Below are 16,134 nucleotides of genomic sequence, written 5' to 3' on the forward strand. Positions count from 1 at the left end.
TCCTCTTCCTCGGTGGGGCTGTTTCAGGACGGGGTGGAGCAGCTGGAGCAGAAGCCCCAGTAGGTGATCTCGGCCTCGCTGATCGCGAAGGCGTGGCCGTCGGACGGGGTCAGGCAGGGCGCGGCGCCGACCGCGCAGTCGACGTCGGCGACGACCCCACAGGAGCGGCAGACGAGGTGGTGGTGGTTGTCGCCGGTCCGCGTCTCGTAGCGGGCGACCGACCCAGCGGGCTGGATCCGTCGGAGCAGGCCGGCGTCGGTCAGCACCCGCAAGCAGTCATAGACCGCCTGGTGGGACACCGTCGCGAGCTCGGACCGGACGGCGGCCAGCACCGTGTCGGTGTCGGCGTGGGGGTGGACGCTGACCGCGTCGAGCACCGCCAGCCGCTGCCGGGTGACCCGGAGCGCGGCCTGCCGCAGCAAGGCGGTCGATCCACTGTCCGGCACCCCACCATCCTTGCGACTTGTCTTGATCGAGTCAAGAATAGGGAGCTGGCGCGGTGTGAGCGCACCTGACTGCCCGCTGACCCCCGGCTCGCGGGCGGAAGGACGCCGGCCGGAAGCGATCAGCGCCGACGGGCGTCCGGAGCGTGAGCCGATCGGCCCGCGTAGTCGCCCTCGGCCGCGGTGAGGAGCTGCTGAGCGACGTCGACCAGCTTGTGGTTGTTGTCCTGGGACTGACGGATGAGGTAGCCCAGGGCTGTGGCGCGGTTGAGCTGGAAGCGCTCCATCGCCACGCCCACCGCAGCACCGACCGTGCGGTTACTGACCACCGCTTCTTTCAGTTGAGCGATGGTCGCCTCGAGGCCTGCCAGCTGGGTCCCTACTGCAGTCGCCGGGCCGGGAGTCGGTCCTGCTGAGGTGTCGGTCGCGGACTGAGCGTCGCTGCTGACTGCGCGGCGCCTCGCGGCTCGTGATCGAGTCTGGAGCTCACTGCTGAGGCGGGTCAGGCGCCGGCTGTCCGCCAGGGCCGCCTGGGCTCGGTCCTGCGCGGCTTCGGACTCCTGCAGCGCGAAGAGCCGGCGAGCCCGTCGGACGGCGGCATCCTCGATGGGCGAAGCAGCAGGAACGGCGACGATTCCCAGCAGGGTGTCCGGGCCTGGCACCTCATCGCTACCGACGCCGAAGTCGGCGCCGAACTGGAGCAGCAACTCCAGCACCCAGCCGCTCGGCGGGCGCCAGCCCGAACGGACCAACAGCTCGAACACGTCGAGAGTCCGATCCACAGACACGTCACTCGGGGGTTCGGGGGCCTCGAGCAGTCGAACCAAGCTCTGCATTGTCCGCAACGCGCCTGCCACCACACCCTCCATGACCCCTTGCCGGACCTGCTGTCAGCCGAAGGCAGCTTAATACGCAGGTCGACGACGGGGACAGATCGCGTACGACTCGTACGCGCGCGACATTCCACGAGAGGACGACATGCCACGACGACAACGACGTGGGAAAGATCCCCGGCGACGGAGACGACGGGTGGGCCTAAGTGGACTTGAACCACTGACCTCTGCCTTATCAGGGCAGCGCTCTAACCGACTGAGCTATAGGCCCGCGTGTGCGGCGGGGTCGAGACCTGGGACCGGCCCGGGCACGAAGGGCAAGGCTAGCCCATCGCCGCGGAAGCGCTCAAGTCGCTTCCGCGGCACGGACCGTCAGTCCTCAGCCAGGGTGATCTCGAGGCCACCGAGCATCGTGGCGGCCAGGTTGTAGAGGAACGAGCCCAGGGTGGCGAGGGCGGTGAAGATCAGCACGTCGATGCACGCGACCAGCGCCGCGACCCCCATCACCCGCTGCGTGTTCACGTAGTCCTCGATCCGGAACGGGGTGGTGTCGCCGGGGTTGGAGGTCAGGGTGCCGACGATGTCGTTCAGCGAGCCGAACAGGCCGGACGCGCTCAGCACCAGCCAGATGCCGTACACCGCGACGACCAGCATGATGCCGGCGGCGATCGAGAACAGGAACGACGTCTTCATCACCGACCACGGGTCGAGCCGGCTCAGCCGCAGCCGGGCCTTGCGGGTGCGCCGCGTCACGGGTCGGGGCGTAGCGCCGGCTGCCAGCGACTCGGTCGCCGCGCCGGCCCCGACCGCGGGAACCACCGCCGTCGCACCTCCGCGCACACCCGGTGCCGGCTGCCGGACCTGACCTGGAGCCGGCACAGGCTGAACCGGCGCGTTGGCCGGCGTGCGGTTCTGCGGGCCGGTCTGAGCCTGGCGGAACTGGGGACCGGGGTTGGCCGGAGCACCGGCCGGCACAGCTGGTCCGGGCGCCGGCTTGCCGGTGACCGGGAACGCCTTCGGCGACGGGGTCGTCGTGGGTGCCGGACCGGCCTTGGCCGGGGCAGTCGGGGCGGTCGCAGTCGCCACCGGAGTGGTGACAGGAGTCGAGTCCGCCGCGGCCACCGGGGCTTCTTCGGTCTTCTTCTCGATCCCCAGACCTTCGGCGATCCTCGACCAGAACGAGGGCTTCTCGTGGGTCGACGCATCGCCGGGTTCCGCCGCCGACACGTCCGCGGTCTGCGGCGTCGTCGCGACGGGGGCGGGTTTGGGTGCCGAGCCGTTCGTCGGCGGACGCGGCGTCGTCGCCGGGGCGGCGGCCGGCTGCGCCGAGCCGGCGACCGCGGGCTTAACGGCGGCCGGCTTAGTGGCAGCCGGCTTGGTGGCGTCGGGCTGCGGCACCGTCGAAGGAGCAGCCGGCTTCTGGACGGGTTGCTTGGCTGCCGCGGGCGCCGGCTTGCCGGACCTGGCCGCGGCGGGCGGCGCCGGAGTCTGCCGACCGGGAAGGGGCGGCGGGGTCCAGCCGGACGCCGTCGGCTGCGGACCCGGCCGCGTCGGGCGACCAGGAGCCGGGGGCGTCGACCCGTTTCCGGCGGTCCGGCCGACGGGCGTCATCTCGGCCGTGGGACGGTCGTCCTCACCGTTGCTCGCCGCACCACTACTACTCGCCGAACCGTTGCTCGCCGGGGCACGACCGTTGGTCGCCGGAGGACGGCCGTTGGGGCTCTTCCCCGCATTGCCTTCACTCACTGTCTTCCTCCTCGCCGTCGCTCGTGGGCTCGTCGCCCCCGAATGCGGTGTGCTCGGGTGTGCTGTCGTCCTCGACCGAGGGGTCGTGGGCCTCCCCGGTCTCCAGCACACCAGGTTCTGCTGTGACCTGCGAATCGTCCTCAGCCGCGGCCAAGGCTGCGGCGGCCTGCTGGACCTCGGCGGACTCCTCGGCCGCGGCCTCGTCGATGGCCGCCACCTCCGCGCTGGTCTCCGGGTTGAGCGCGATGACCACGACGGAGTCACCGTCGCGGACCCCCACGAACTTCACCCCCATCGTGTCACGGCCCTTGACCGGAACCCCCGCCACCGCGCTGCGGGTGATCTGACCACTCGCCTTGATCGCGATCACCTCGTCGTTCTCGAGCACCACCAGGCCGCCGACCAGCGAGCCGCGGTCCTCGTTCAGCTTCATCGCCTTGATGCCGAGGCCGCCGCGACCCTGCAGCCGGTACTCCGACACGGCGGTGCGCTTGGCGAAGCCGCCGTCGGTGACGGTGAAGACGAAGTGGTCGTCCTCGGTCTCCCCGGCCCGGATCACCGACATGCTCAACAGCTCGTCGCTGACCCGGAACTTCATCCCGGTGACGCCCGAGGTGGCCCGGCCCATCGGCCGCAGCTCGTCGTCGCTGGCTCGGAAGCGGATGCCCTGGCCCTTGCGGGAGATGAGCAGCACGTCGTCGTCGGCGCCGCACAGCTCCGCGCCGATCAGCTCGTCGTCGTCGTCGCGGAAGTTCACCGCGATGATGCCCGCCTGCCGCGGGGAGTCGTACTGGCTGAGCGCGCTCTTCTTGACCAGCCCGCGCTTGGTGGCCAGCAACAGGTACGGCGAGCTCGCGTAGTCGCGGACGGCCAGCACCTGGGCGATCTCCTCCTCGGGCAGGAACGACAGCAGCCCGGCCACGTGCGAGCCGCGGGCGTCCCGTCCGGCCTCAGGCAGCTGCCACGCCTTCGCGCGGTAGACCCGGCCCTTGTTGGTGAAGAACAGGATCCAGTGGTGGTTGGTGGTGGCGAACAGCTGGTCCACCTCGTCGTCGGTCCGCAGGCTCGCCCCGCGGACACCCTTGCCGCCGCGCTTCTGCACCCGGTAGAGCGCGGTCGGGGTGCGCTTGGCGTAGCCGCCGCGGGTGATCGTGACCACCATGTCGGAGTCGGGGATCAGGTCCTCGTTCGACAGGTCGCCGTCGGCGGAGATGATCTCGGTCCGGCGCTCGTCGCCGTACTTGTCGACGATCTCGGTGAGTTCGTCGCTGATGATCTGCCGCTGCCGCTCCGGCCGGGCCAGGATGTCCTCGAGGTCGGCGATGATCCGCTCGTACTCGGCCAGCTGGTCGATGATCCGCTGACGCTCCAGGGCGGCCAGCCGACGCAGCTGCATGTCCAGGATCGCCGTGGCCTGGGCGTCGTCGATGTCGAGCAGCCCCTTCAGCCCGTCGCGGGCCTCCTCGGTCGAGGGGCTGCGCCGGATCAGCGCGATCACCTCGTCCAGCGCGTCCAGCGCCTTGACCAGGCCGCGGTAGATGTGGGCGCGGGCCTGGGTGTCGGCGAGGCGGTGCCGGGTGCGGCGCTGGATGACCTCGACCTGGTGCGCCACCCAGAAGGAGATGAACTGGTCCAGCCGCAACGTGCGCGGCACGTCGTCGACCAGGGCCAGCATGTTGCAGCCGAACGTGTCCTGCAGCTGGGTGTGCTTGTAGAGGTTGTTCAGCACCACCCGCGGCTGGGCGTCGCGCTTGAGCACGATGACCAGCTGCTGGCCCGTCCGGGCCGAGGTGTTGTCGCGGATGTCGGCGATGCCGTTGAGCTTGCCGGTGTTGACGAGCTCGGCGATCTTGAGCGCCAGGTTGTCCGGGTTGACCATGTGCGGCAGCTCGGTGACGACCAGGTTCGTCCGTCCGGCCCGGTCCTCGTCGATGTCGACGACGGCGCGCATGGTGACCGAGCCGCGACCGGTGCGGTAGGCGTCCTCGATGCCGGACCGACCGACGATCAGGGCGCCGTTGGGGAAGTCCGGACCGGTGATCCGCTCCATCGACGCCTCGAGCAGCTCCTCGGCGCTCGCCTCGGGGTGCTGCAGGGCCCACTGCACGGCGGAGGCGACCTCACGCAGGTTGTGGGTGGGGATGTTGGTGGCCATCCCGACCGCGATCCCCGTCGAGCCGTTGACCAGCAGGTTCGGGAACCGGGCCGGCAGGACGACCGGCTCGGACTCCTTGCCGTCGTAGTTCGGCTTGAAGTCGACGGTGTCCTCGCCGATGTCGCGGACCATCTCCATGGCCAGCGACGCCATCTTGCACTCGGTGTAGCGCATCGCGGCCGCGGGGTCGTTGCCCGGCGAGCCGAAGTTGCCCTGACCCGAGACCAGCGGGTAGCGCATCACCCACGGCTGCGCGAGCCGGACGAGGGTGTCATAGATCGCGCCGTCACCGTGCGGGTGGTACTGCCCCATCACCTCACCGACGACGCGGGCGCACTTGTTCCAGCCGCGGTCGGGCCGGTAGCCGCCGTCGAACATGGCGTACAGGATCCGCCGGTGCACCGGCTTCAGCCCGTCCCGGACGTCCGGCAGCGCCCGACCGACGATCACGCTCATGGCGTAGTCGAGGTAGGACTTCTGGATCTCTTCCTGCAGATCCACCGGCTCCCGCCGGTCCGTCACGGGGCCCTCGGGTGGTGTGGTGCTCACGCGGTACTCCTTTAGAAGCGCAACCTCTGACGAGGCCTTCGACTAGCTCAGGGGCGCGGTGGTCAGATGTCGAGGAAGCGGACGTCCTTGGCGTTGCGCTGGATGAAGCTGCGGCGCTGCTCGACGTCCTCGCCCATCAGGATCGAGAACATCTCGTCGGCGCGGGCGGCGTCGTCGAGGGTGACCTGCAGCAGGACCCGGTTGTCGGGGTCCATCGTCGTCTCCCACAGCTGGTCGGGGTTCATCTCCCCGAGGCCCTTGTACCGCTGGATCTTGTTGTCCTTCGGCAGCCGCAGGTTCCGTTCCTCGCCGAGGCGCAGCAGGGCGTCGCGCTCGGAGTCGGTGTAGGCCAACTCGGCCGGGGCGTTGCTCCAGTTGATCTTGAACAGCGGCGGCTGCGCCAGGTAGACGTGGCCCGCCTCGATCAGCGGCCGCATGAAGCGGAACATCAGGGTCAACAGCAGCGTCCGGATGTGGGCGCCGTCGACGTCGGCATCGGCCATCATCACGATCTTGTGGTAGCGCAGCTTGGCCACGTCGAAGTCGTCGTGCACGCCGGTGCCGAGGGCGGAGATGATCGCCTGCACCTCGTTGTTCTGCATGATCCGGTCGATCCGCGCCTTCTCGACGTTGAGGATCTTGCCGCGGATCGGCAGGATCGCCTGGATCCGCGGGTCACGGCCGCCCTTGGCCGAGCCGCCGGCGGAGTCACCCTCGACGATGAACACCTCGCACTCGGTCGGGTCGGTGGACTGGCAGTCGCTGAGCTTGCCCGGCAGGCCACTGCGGCCCAGCAGACCCTTGCGGTCGCGCGCGGCGTCGCGGGCCTTGCGGGCGGCGACCCGGGCGATGGCCGCCGCCTGACCCTTGCGGATGATCTGACGGCCTTCGGCCGGGTTCTGCTCGAACCAGGCGCCGAGCATGTCGTTGACCACCGTCTGGGTGAACGAGCGGGCCTCGGTGTTGCCCAGCTTGGTCTTGGTCTGGCCTTCGAACTGCGGCTCGGCCAGCTTGATCGAGATGATGGCGGTCAGCCCCTCGCGGATGTCCTCACCGGACAGCCGGTCCTCCTTCTTCTTCACCAACCCCCAGGTCTCGGCCCACTTGTTGGCCGTCAGGGTCAGGGCCGCCCGGAACCCTTCCTCGTGCGTGCCGCCCTCGTGGGTGTTGATGGCGTTGGCGAAGGTGTGCACCGACTCGTTGTAGGAGGTGTTCCACTGCATGGCCAGCTCGAGACTGAGTCCGGACTCGGGACGCTCGGCCTCGACGTCGATCACCGACGCGTGGATGGTCTCCTTGGTGCCGATCAGGTACTTGACGTAGTCCACGAGGCCGTCGGCGTAGCAGAACGTGTCGGTCAACGGCCGGCCCTGGTCGTCGACCCGGTCGGGCCGCTCGTCGGTGATCGAGATGGTCAGGCCCTTGTTCAGGAAGGCCATCTCGCGGAACCGGGTGGCCAGGGTCTCGTAGGTGTAGACCGTGGTCTCGAAGATCTCGTCGCTGGCGTAGAAGGTGACGGTGGTGCCGGTGCGGTCGGTCGCCTCCAGCTGCTCCAGGGGCCCGTCGGGGACGCCGAGGGAGAAGGACTGCGTCCAGTGGTAGCCGTCGCGGTAGACCTCGACGGTCAGGTGGGTGGAGAGGGCGTTGACCACCGAGACGCCGACGCCGTGCAGGCCGCCGGACACCTTGTAGCCGCCGTCGCCGAACTTGCCGCCGGCGTGCAGCACGGTCAGGGCGACGGTGACGGCCGGGATGCCTTCCTTGGGGTGGATCTTGACCGGGATGCCTCGGCCGTTGTCGATCACCCGGATCCCGCCGTCGGCCAGGACGCGGACGTCGATGGTGTCGCAGTAGCCGGCCATCGCCTCGTCGACGGAGTTGTCGACGACCTCCTGCACCAGGTGGTGCAGGCCGCGTTCACCCGTCGACCCGATGTACATGCCCGGACGCTTCCGGACGGCCTCGAGGCCTTCGAGGACGGTGATCGACTCGGAGTCATAGACCCCGGGGTTGTTGGAGCTGGTGGTCCGGGGCGCCCCGACGGTCCGGTCGGTAGCGCCCTGCTCGTCGGTGTCGGCGTCGGCGTCGGCACCGAGGCCGGCCTCGCCGACACGACCGGCGTCGACCTCGGCTTCGGAGGACACGAGGTAGCTCTGCAGCGCCTCCGCTGCCTCAGCAGGCCCGGGGTCGCTCGGCGTGGGCACGGACTCGGCGTCCTCGGGGATCTGGTCCGGCACCGGCACGAGCTCCTGTCACAGGTGTGCCGCCAGGGCGATGCGCAGCGCCGCCCGGGCTGGGCACGCGTGCAGGGAAGAGGCGGCACGGCAGCGAAGGTCGGACCGGCAGGCCCGACCGTGCGCAGTCCTCGCCGAGAGCACGTCACCGCTCTTGACCTGTCGAACCGCGCAGGGACGATTCTAGCGCGTCCAGCGCGATGTCCCGTCATCCGGCGGGGGTCTGCGGGGGCCGGATAGCGTCTCTTTGGCCCTCGCGGGCCGCCTGGCGGCTTCGGCGTGCCTCCGGACACTCCCGATACGCACCCCGCTGCCAGCGAGGGCCCGGGGCGGCGCTGGCGGCCGGCGGGCTCGGACGTGGACGCCGGACGCGAACCCGACCCTTCCCTAGGATGGTCCGGTGCCCGCCTCTCCCGTCCCGAGCCCCGCCACGGCCTGGTGGGACGAGGGCGCGGTCGACCCGCAGTGGGGTCCACCGGGACCGCCGAGCCGGACCCTCAGCCCCGCCGCGGTGGTCCTCGCGGTGTCGCTGGTCCTGGTGCTGCTGCTCGGGCTGGTCTGGCGGCTGGGGGGCTTCGAGGCGCGGACCGACGTGGTCGCGGACGCCGCCGTGGGGTCGACCCTGGACACCGGTCCCTACCAGCTGCGGTTCACCGAGGCGACGGCACAGCAGCGCACCGACTTCCAGAACCGGGTCACCTGGCGGGTCACCATGGTCGGCGAGGGCCTGACCACGGGCGATGAGAGCATCACGCCCGACTACGACGGCGACGACGGCATGTTCGTCGCCAAGGACCCGGCCGGCGGAGAGGTGCAGACGCCCAGCTCGGTCAGCTTCCGGCCGGGCTCCAGCCTCTTCGGTGGGAGCTTCACCCCCGGCCTGCCGCTGCAGCCCTTCTCCGTCACCTTCGACTTCTCCGAGGGCTACCGGCCGCCGGCGACGGTCACCTTCCTGGTCTACGACGTCGAGCTGCGCGACACCTCGCTGCTGGGCAACCAGGATCCCGAGTGGGCGAACACCGCGTACGCCTCCCGGCTACGGCTGCCGCTGCGGGTCCTGGCGCCCGTGACCAGCTGACCCCGCTCAGGCCGGGTCTGCCTGATGAGGAGGCTAGGAGGCGACGGTGCGGATCCCGAGGGCGACCAGGATCGCTCCGCCGAGCCGGTCCACCGTCGCCGCGAGACCGCCCGAGGTCGCCACCCGGCGGCTGCGACCGAGGACCAGTGACCAGATGGTCAGCCAGACCGCCATGGTCAGCACGTGTACCCAGGCCAGCACCAGCAGAGACGCCAGGCCGACTTCTCGGGCGTCGAGAAACTGCGGTGCCAGCGTGAGGTAGATCGACGCCGCTTTCGGGTTCAGCACGTTGGCCAGGACCGCTTGCACGTAGGTGTGGTGACCCGACCGCGGAAGTATGTTCGCGGCGCGGCAGTGGCCGCTCATGACGCGTCCTCCAGATCGTCAGGACGCCCAGGCCGATCAGGTAGATCCCACCCACGATCTTGATCACCATGAACGCCTCGGACGAGCGCATGACCAGGGCAGACAACCCAGCGGCGGCGAGCAACGCGTGCGTGAAGATGCCGGTCGCGGTGCCCGCGACGACCCATCCCGTGGCATGACGCTGCCCGGCCAACGTCCGCTGGGTCGCCAACGTCAGGCTCGCACCAAGGGTCAGCACGAGCGGGATGATCGCGACGAGAAATCCGGCGACCGCGACCCAGCTCACGAGGACACCCGCCGCTCAGGCCGGCGCCCGGAGCACCGGCGTCCGCGCCGGCGTCGAGACGTCCACCAGCGCCACGCCGGCCACGGCGTCGGCGTCGCGCAGCGGGACCAGGTAGACGGTCTCGTACCGGTACGGGTGCCCGATCACCACGTCGTCGGAGTCGCAGAAGGGCACCTGGCGCTGGACGTCGGTGATGATCGACTCCCACCGCCGACCACCCGGTCCGAGCAGGTAGGCGTCGGAGCAGTTGATGAACGTGGTCGGCTGCCGCTGGACCATCTCAAGCTCGGCGACCACGAACACGGCCCCGGCGTCGACGATCTGCGGGTCCTGCCCGGACCTGTCGGCCAACCGGTCGGTGCGGACGAGGCTGAGCACCCGGAAGTCCGCGCCGTCGCGGGTGCCGGACGTGCCCGGCGCCAGCTGGCGGTAGCGCTCACCGGTGTGCACCGCGGCGTAGGTGCTCCACACGGTCAGGTAGACCAGCACCAGCAGGGCGACCGCCGCCGCGAGCAGCCAGGCTCGCCGCCGCGACGGTTCACGCGGCGGTGCGGGCTGCGGCGCCGACGGCGGCGCGGCCGGGCGAGGTTCGAGCACCGCCGGCCGCTTGAGGTCGGTCTCGGGAGGTTGCGTCATCACACCGCCCGGGTGCTGCCGTAGACGTCGGCCTCGACGGCCTGGTCAGGCGCCGCGGCCCGCCACTGGTCGGCGTTACCGGGGGTGATGCCGAGGTGCACCTGCATCCGCTGCTGGTAGCCGTGGATGATCTCGGCCTGCCACACCTCCAGCGTGAGGTCGTCGATGTCGGCGGGATCGGCCTCGAAGACGAGGTCGATCCGCTCCTGGAAGCCCGGCGGGGCCACCAGCGTGGCCTGGCCGCCGTAGGCGGCGTAGACCCGGTCGCCACGGGCCAGCAGCCGCGCGTCCCCACGGCGGAAGGTGTCCCGCCCGGTGGCCGCCACGGTCACCGCCACGACGACGAACATGCCGGGGGTGGTGTCGGTCACCGAGCCGTCCCGCGTCAGCTGGCTCCCCACCCGCACGTCGCCCACCGTGATCGTCCCGTCCTCCACCGTCACCGCTGTGCCGGCGACCCCCCGGACGATCTCGTACGGCGGTGCCGCCTCTGCCGTCCGCAGCGCAGCCGCCGCCAGGGCCACGCACAGCAAGGCCGCCACCAGCGCCACGACCCGCGACCGCCGCAGCCTCATCCGGCTGTTCCGGCCGCGCGGGACCGCCGCTGGAACAGCTCCAGGCAGCGCCGGAACGCGACCGCGAGCAGGCACAGCCGCAACGGCTCGAACGGCAACGTCTCGAGCAGGTCGATCCACGGGTTCCACACCGTCCAGAACGGCAGCGTGTGCCCACCGAGCAGCCGGTCGATGGCGGTGCCGGCGTCATCGGTGACGGTCTGCAGCACGCCGTAGACCAGGACGAACGAGCCCAGAAACACCAAGCCCGCTCGCAGCACCAGGCGCAGGGAGTGGAAGGTGGGCAGGTACTTGTCGTCGACGTCGCCGAGGAACGCCTCCTTGGCCTCGCCGGCCACCCGGAGCAGACCCTGCGGCGCCGGCGCGATCCGGCCGGCCGCGCGCTTGTCCCGGCGGCGGGCGAAGACCCCAGCTCCGGGCACCCGGTCGGCGTAGCCCTGACCCTTGCGCCACAGCTCCGCCAGCGACAGCACCTGGGTGCCATAGATCAGCGCCGCGACCGCGAGCCAGATGATCGGCTGCGACACGACCTCCCACAGCACCGGCCAGACCTGCTCGCTGAGGAACCCGGCGAGGGTGTGCAGCACCGCCGGCAGGTTGATGGCGAAACGGTCGAGGAAGGCCGCGGCCGCGTCGCGGGCGTCGGCCAGCCACCCCCAGAAGGCCCGGTCCCGCAGCCAGAGGACGACCCGCTGCAGCAGCCGGATGGCGCCCAGGAGGACCAGCAGCATGAAGAACGACTCCACGAAGGCGACGAGCAGGCCGAGGAGGCGGCGGCCGGTGTGCTCGTGCAGCAGGTCCAGGCCGCGGCGCAGCACGTAGACCCCGACGACGACGGCCAACAGTCGCCACGGATGGTGCAGGCTCGCGTCGTTGAGCACGTCGAGCACGCTGCCGGAGGCGCCGAGCCCGTTCCGGATGCCCTGCTCGACGGTGAGGGTGTTGGCTGCCTCGGTTGCCTGGCCGAAGGCGGCGTAGATGCCAAGGAAGGGCAGCAGGGTGACCGCGAGCAGCGAGGTGATGCTCTCGTCGCGGCCGTCGTTCTCGGCCTCCTCCTGTGGGATCAGGGCGCGGACGCCCAGCTCGCGGCCCGCCATCTGCAAGATCACGACCAGCGAGGCGAGCAGGGCGACGAAGTTGAACGAGAAGAACACCAGGGCCAGCCAGGCGCTGACGTCGCCGGCGATCACCGCCAGCCGGAGGGCGAGCTGGGAGCCGAGCCAGCCGAGCAGGTAGACCGCGAGCAACTGGGGCAGCAGTCGCCACCAGACCCGGACGGTGTCCACGACGAGCACTCGGACGTCGGTGAGCAGCCCGGCCAGCTCGGACTGACGCGGGGACGCCGGACCGGAGGACGGCGCCACCTCAGAAGTGACGGTGAGGGTGGCCTCAGCCATACGTGTCCCGGGGCCCCCGCCCGTCGCGTACCGAGAGCCGGCCCCGCTTCCACGAGGGCGCGTCGGGTCCGAGCACGTTCACGCGGGTCACCGTACCCTCGCCCAGGGCCGTGTTCAGGGTGGCGACCAGCCGGGGCGCCAGCAGCCGCAGCTGCGTCGCCCAGGCGGTGGTGTCGGCGCGGACGGTCAGCACCGCGTCGGTGTAGGACTCGGGGTGGGAGTGCGCGGCGTTGACCGGCCCCACCAGGGTCGACCAGCGGGCCAGCATGCTGCGGACGTCCACCTGCGCCGTCCAGCCCTTGCTGTCCACCAGCCGTTCCATCGCGGTGCTGAGCAGCTGCGGGTCACGCTCGTCGGGGTGGCTGCCCGAGACCTGCGGCCCCAGGCCGATCCGGCGGGGATCCCCTCCGCGGCCGCGCGTGGTGCGTCGGCCCGGTCCGCGGCGGCGACCGCCCCCCAGGGATCGCGCCACCGTCTGGGCCAGGCCGAGCCCGGTCGGGTCGTGCGGCTCCGACGCAGGATCCGATGAGGCGGTCTCCGTCGAGTCCGGCTCGTCCGTCGTACCCACCACCCGCACCTCTCCCCTCGTGCCGGTCGTCGGCCGTTGTCCGAGCATCCTAGGTCGGCTGAGCCTTGCGATGGCCGGGACGGCCCGTCATTCCTGCGGGGTGACCTCGCCGGCGAGGACCTCGAAGCGCCGGCCGCGCAGCTGCTCCGGGACGTCGGCCCCGACGGCCGCGGTGATCAGCACCTGCTCGGCCGCGCTCACCCCGTGGGCCAGCCGCTGGCGACGGGTCACGTCCAGCTCGGCGAAGACGTCGTCCAGCACCAGCACCGGCTCGATCCCGTCGGCGCGCAGCAGCGCGAAGCTGCCCAGCCGCAGCGCCAGGGCCAGCGACCACGACTCCCCGTGGCTGGCGTACCCCTTGGCGGGCAGCACGCCGAGCGCGAGCGCGATGTCGTCGCGGTGCGGTCCGACCAGGGAGACGCCGCGCTGGATCTCGTCGGGCCGCCGGTCGCGCATGGCCGCCACCAGCACCTCGGCCAGCTCCTCGCGGGAGTCGGCCCCCTGCAGATCGACCGAGGACCGGTACTCAGCCGTCGCGTCGTTGTTGGTGGGCGCGATGTCGGCGTAGGCCTTCGCGGTGTGCGGGCCGAGGTCGGCCAACGTGGTCAGCCGGGCCGAGAGCAGCTCGCCGCCGGCCCGGGCGAGATGGGTGTCCCAGACGTCGAGGGTCGAAGCGGCCTCCGGCGCCGGCGGCCCGCCACGGGAACGTCCGCTGAGCGACTTGAGCAGCGTGTTGCGCTGCCGCAGCACCCGGTCGTAGTCGGCCCGGACGCCGGCCATCCGCGGCCAGCGGGTGACCAGCAGCTCGTCCAGGAAACGTCGTCGCTCGCTCGGGTCGCCCTTGACCACTGCCAGGTCCTCCGGGGAGAACACCACGGTGCGCAGGACCCCGACCAGCTCCCGCGCCCGCCGCAGCGGGGACCGGTTGAGCTGGGCCCGGTTGGCCTTGCCGGGCGTGATCTCGACCTCCAGCTGGAGCAGCCGGGGGTCGTCGCGACCGGCCTGCACCCGGGCCCGGACCACGGCCCGCTCGCAGCCGGCCCGGACCAGCGGCAGGTCGGTGGAGACCCGGTGGGAACTCAGCGTGGAGAGGTACTCGATCGCCTCGACCAGGTTGGTCTTGCCCTGCCCGTTGGCTCCGACGAACGTCGTGACGCCGTCGCCCAGGCCCACGTCGACCGTGGTGTAGGACCGGAAGTCGGCCAGCTGCAGGTGGTCGACGAACATGGCGAGAGCCTACGTGTTGCCCGACCTACTCCCTGCGGAAAGGCAGCGGACCAGAGGGGCACGCGGACCGCGCGCCTCCGTCGAAAGGAGGAGCCGGTGAACACGTTCTTCGTTCACCGGCGACGACGTCGACGGAGGGCTGGAGCACGGTCCGCGCCCGAGCGGAGCGAGGGCAGACAGGTCAGCCAGGCAGGCGCATGAGCATGATGACGTGGCGGTAGTCGGTGCGGATCTCGCCGTCCAGCTCGGGGACACCCGTCAGCTGACAGGGCTTGCTGGGCGCGGTGAAGGCGAAGTTCACGTACGGGGTGTCGAACGCGCCCAGTGCGTCCAGCAGGTACGTCGGGTTGAAGCCGGCGGCCGTGACCGCCTGGTCGCCGCCGCCGGGCTGGTCGACGGTTGCTTCGATCGACTCCGAGGCCTGCGCCTGGTCACCGGTCGCGGCCTCCAGGGTGACCACGCCGTCGCCGATGAGCATCCGCAGCGAGGTGTTGCGCTCGGCCACCAGCGCCACCCGCTTGGCCGCGGAGATCGCGTCCGCGGTCGCGACCCGCACGTTCAGCACGGCCGCCGTGTTCATGATGTGGCGGACCTTCGGGAACTCCCCGTCCAGCAGCCGGGTCGTGGTCTGCCGGGCGCCGGAGGCTCCGTGGCCCTCGAACCCGATGATCCCGTCGCCGCTGCCCGAGCTCGCCAGGCTGAGCTGCACCTGCTCGCCGGCCGTCATCGAACGGGACGACTCGTTCAGCACCTTGGCGGGGACGAGCGCGGTCGCCGAGATCTGGGTCGAGGTCGGGTTCCAGCTGAGTTCCTTGAGCGCCATCCGGTACCGGTCGGTGGCGAGCAGGGAGATGGTGTCGCCCTCGATCTCGACCCGGACTCCGGTGAAGACCGGCAGCAGCTCGTCGCGACCGGCCGCCACGACCACCTGGGAGACGGCCTGGGCGAAGACGTCGCTCGGCACCGTCCCGGTGGCCTCCGGCATGCTCGGCAGGGTCGGGTAGTCCGCGACCGGCAGCGTCTGCAGCGTGAACCGCGCGCTGCCGCAGACCAGCTCCATCCGGTTGTCGTCGGCGCTGATGTCGACCGGCTTGCCGGGCAGGTTGCGTGAGATGTCGGCCAGCAGTCGACCCGAGATCAGGGCCTGACCCTCATCGTTCACGGTCGCCGCGACGGTGATCTGGGCGGAGGTCTCGTAGTCGAAGCTCGAGAACGTCACGCCCTCGGCGTCGGCACGAACGAGCAGCCCGGCCAGGATCGGTACGCTGGGCCGCATCGGCAGGCTGCGCGCCGCCCACTGGACGGCCTCGGCCAGTACGTCGCGTTCGAGTCGGATCTTCACGCTGGTTCCCTCACCCCTGATCGGGTCGTACGAGACGGGCTCGGGAGCCTGCCGTAGGACGTGCCCAGGACGGGCCCGACGATCATACCGACGCGGGGCGGGACCGCCAGACGCTCAGCCACGCTCGTGCGGCAGCAGCTCCCGCAGATCCTCAGCGGCGGCCATCACCTCGTCCTGCAGCGGCACCAGACCCTCCAGCCCGGCCGGCACGGCGCCGGTGAACACGGGCCGGACCTCGAAGACGAGGTCCAGCAGCTGCTCCCGGGTGGGCAAGCCCTTGCGGCTCAGCATCGCCTCCCCCGCCAGCCGGCTGTACTCGTTCACCCGGCCTCGCCAACCGGGGTTGTCCACCGACTGCGACTCCCGCATGGCGGCAGCGAGGGCGTCCAGCGCCTGCTCCAGCCGGACCAGCTGCGGCCGTCGCCGCTCGACGTCGATGGTGATGGGCACCTCCGCCTCGTCGTCATCGTCGTCGCGGTTTCGGCCCAGCAGCTTGCCCAGAAAGCTCACGCCGACGATTGTGCCCGACCTGGCCTCACTGCGGGTCCGCGGTCAGGGACCAAAGCCTCTTGTGCACAGCCCGGGGTCCCTCAGACTTGTTCTTCTCGCCCTCTACGTATGACATCTCGTCGTAGTCGTAGGTGCTGTGGATCCTGGGGACAACTCCCGTCCGCCCACGTCACACCGCGAGTCGCGAAC

At 70.9% G+C, this 16,134-nt stretch carries 14 protein-coding genes, 1 tRNA gene and 1 pseudogene; 1 reads left to right on the forward strand and 15 read right to left on the reverse strand.

Going from position 1 to position 16,134, the window contains the following annotated elements:
• Positions 1–23: 23 nt before the first annotated feature.
• From ACFE7W_RS08910 to gyrB, 6 genes are all read right to left on the reverse strand, one after another.
• Positions 24–446 carry a Fur family transcriptional regulator gene (locus tag ACFE7W_RS08910; RefSeq protein ID WP_375424414.1) on the reverse strand — a complete coding sequence of 141 codons (423 nt, stop codon included), beginning with the start codon at positions 444–446 and terminating at the stop codon, positions 24–26.
• A 119-nt stretch (positions 447–565) separates the two neighbouring features.
• Complete coding sequence (locus ACFE7W_RS08915; RefSeq protein ID WP_375424415.1) at positions 566–1,207, reverse strand: ANTAR domain-containing protein; 642 nt, start codon at positions 1,205–1,207, stop codon at positions 566–568.
• 266 nt (positions 1,208–1,473) lie between these two features.
• Positions 1,474–1,547, reverse strand: a tRNA-Ile gene (locus ACFE7W_RS08920).
• Between the two features lie 101 nt (positions 1,548–1,648).
• Positions 1,649–2,674 carry a DUF3566 domain-containing protein gene (locus ACFE7W_RS08925; RefSeq protein ID WP_375424416.1) on the reverse strand — a complete coding sequence of 342 codons (1,026 nt, stop codon included), beginning with the start codon at positions 2,672–2,674 and terminating at the stop codon, positions 1,649–1,651.
• 340 nt (positions 2,675–3,014) lie between these two features.
• Positions 3,015–5,726, reverse strand: a complete 2,712-nt coding sequence (gene gyrA, locus ACFE7W_RS08930) for a DNA gyrase subunit A (RefSeq protein ID WP_375424417.1) — start codon at positions 5,724–5,726, stop codon at positions 3,015–3,017.
• Between the two features lie 62 nt (positions 5,727–5,788).
• Positions 5,789–7,711 (reverse strand): DNA topoisomerase (ATP-hydrolyzing) subunit B, encoded by a 1,923-nt coding sequence (gyrB, locus tag ACFE7W_RS08935; protein WP_375424855.1) that lies wholly within the window; start codon positions 7,709–7,711, stop codon positions 5,789–5,791.
• Positions 7,712–8,360: 649 nt separating this feature from the next.
• Here gyrB and ACFE7W_RS08940 point away from each other — a divergent pair.
• On the forward strand, positions 8,361–9,038 hold the full coding sequence (locus ACFE7W_RS08940; protein ID WP_375424418.1) for a hypothetical protein: 678 nt from the start codon (positions 8,361–8,363) through the stop codon (positions 9,036–9,038).
• 33 nt (positions 9,039–9,071) lie between these two features.
• Here the strand turns inward: ACFE7W_RS08940 and ACFE7W_RS08945 are convergent, their stop codons facing one another.
• The 9 genes and pseudogenes from ACFE7W_RS08945 to ACFE7W_RS08985 all read right to left on the reverse strand — a co-directional run bounded on the left by ACFE7W_RS08945 (position 9,072) and on the right by ACFE7W_RS08985 (position 15,945).
• Positions 9,072–9,404 (reverse strand): LysE family translocator, encoded by a 333-nt coding sequence (locus tag ACFE7W_RS08945; RefSeq protein WP_375424419.1) that lies wholly within the window; start codon positions 9,402–9,404, stop codon positions 9,072–9,074.
• Between the two features lie 58 nt (positions 9,405–9,462).
• A pseudogene (locus ACFE7W_RS08950) lies at positions 9,463–9,690 on the reverse strand (LysE family translocator); the annotation flags it as partial.
• Between the two features lie 15 nt (positions 9,691–9,705).
• Positions 9,706–10,326, reverse strand: coding sequence for a hypothetical protein (locus tag ACFE7W_RS08955; RefSeq protein ID WP_375424420.1), 621 nt, complete (start codon positions 10,324–10,326; stop codon positions 9,706–9,708).
• Positions 10,326–10,901: a hypothetical protein gene (locus tag ACFE7W_RS08960; protein WP_375424421.1), complete on the reverse strand. Its 576-nt coding sequence runs from the start codon at positions 10,899–10,901 to the stop codon at positions 10,326–10,328. The genes ACFE7W_RS08955 and ACFE7W_RS08960 overlap by 1 nt, the downstream gene beginning before the upstream one ends.
• Positions 10,898–12,298, reverse strand: a complete 1,401-nt coding sequence (locus tag ACFE7W_RS08965) for a hypothetical protein (RefSeq protein ID WP_375424422.1) — start codon at positions 12,296–12,298, stop codon at positions 10,898–10,900. Before ACFE7W_RS08965 ends, ACFE7W_RS08960 begins: the two co-directional genes overlap by 4 nt.
• Positions 12,291–12,866, reverse strand: a complete 576-nt coding sequence (locus tag ACFE7W_RS08970) for a DUF721 domain-containing protein (protein WP_375424423.1) — start codon at positions 12,864–12,866, stop codon at positions 12,291–12,293. The genes ACFE7W_RS08965 and ACFE7W_RS08970 overlap by 8 nt, the downstream gene beginning before the upstream one ends.
• Before the next feature lie 87 nt (positions 12,867–12,953).
• On the reverse strand, positions 12,954–14,093 hold the full coding sequence (gene recF, locus ACFE7W_RS08975) for a DNA replication/repair protein RecF (protein WP_375424424.1): 1,140 nt from the start codon (positions 14,091–14,093) through the stop codon (positions 12,954–12,956).
• Positions 14,094–14,274: 181 nt separating this feature from the next.
• Positions 14,275–15,435, reverse strand: a complete 1,161-nt coding sequence (gene dnaN / locus ACFE7W_RS08980) for a DNA polymerase III subunit beta (RefSeq protein ID WP_375424425.1) — start codon at positions 15,433–15,435, stop codon at positions 14,275–14,277.
• 114 nt (positions 15,436–15,549) lie between these two features.
• Entirely contained in the window at positions 15,550–15,945 is a 396-nt protein-coding gene (locus tag ACFE7W_RS08985; protein WP_375424426.1) for a hypothetical protein, read from the reverse strand.
• Positions 15,946–16,134 lie beyond the last annotated feature (189 nt).

This window comes from uncultured Friedmanniella sp. (genome assembly GCF_964244285.1).
Taxonomy (GTDB): Bacteria; Actinomycetota; Actinomycetes; order Propionibacteriales; family Propionibacteriaceae; genus Microlunatus.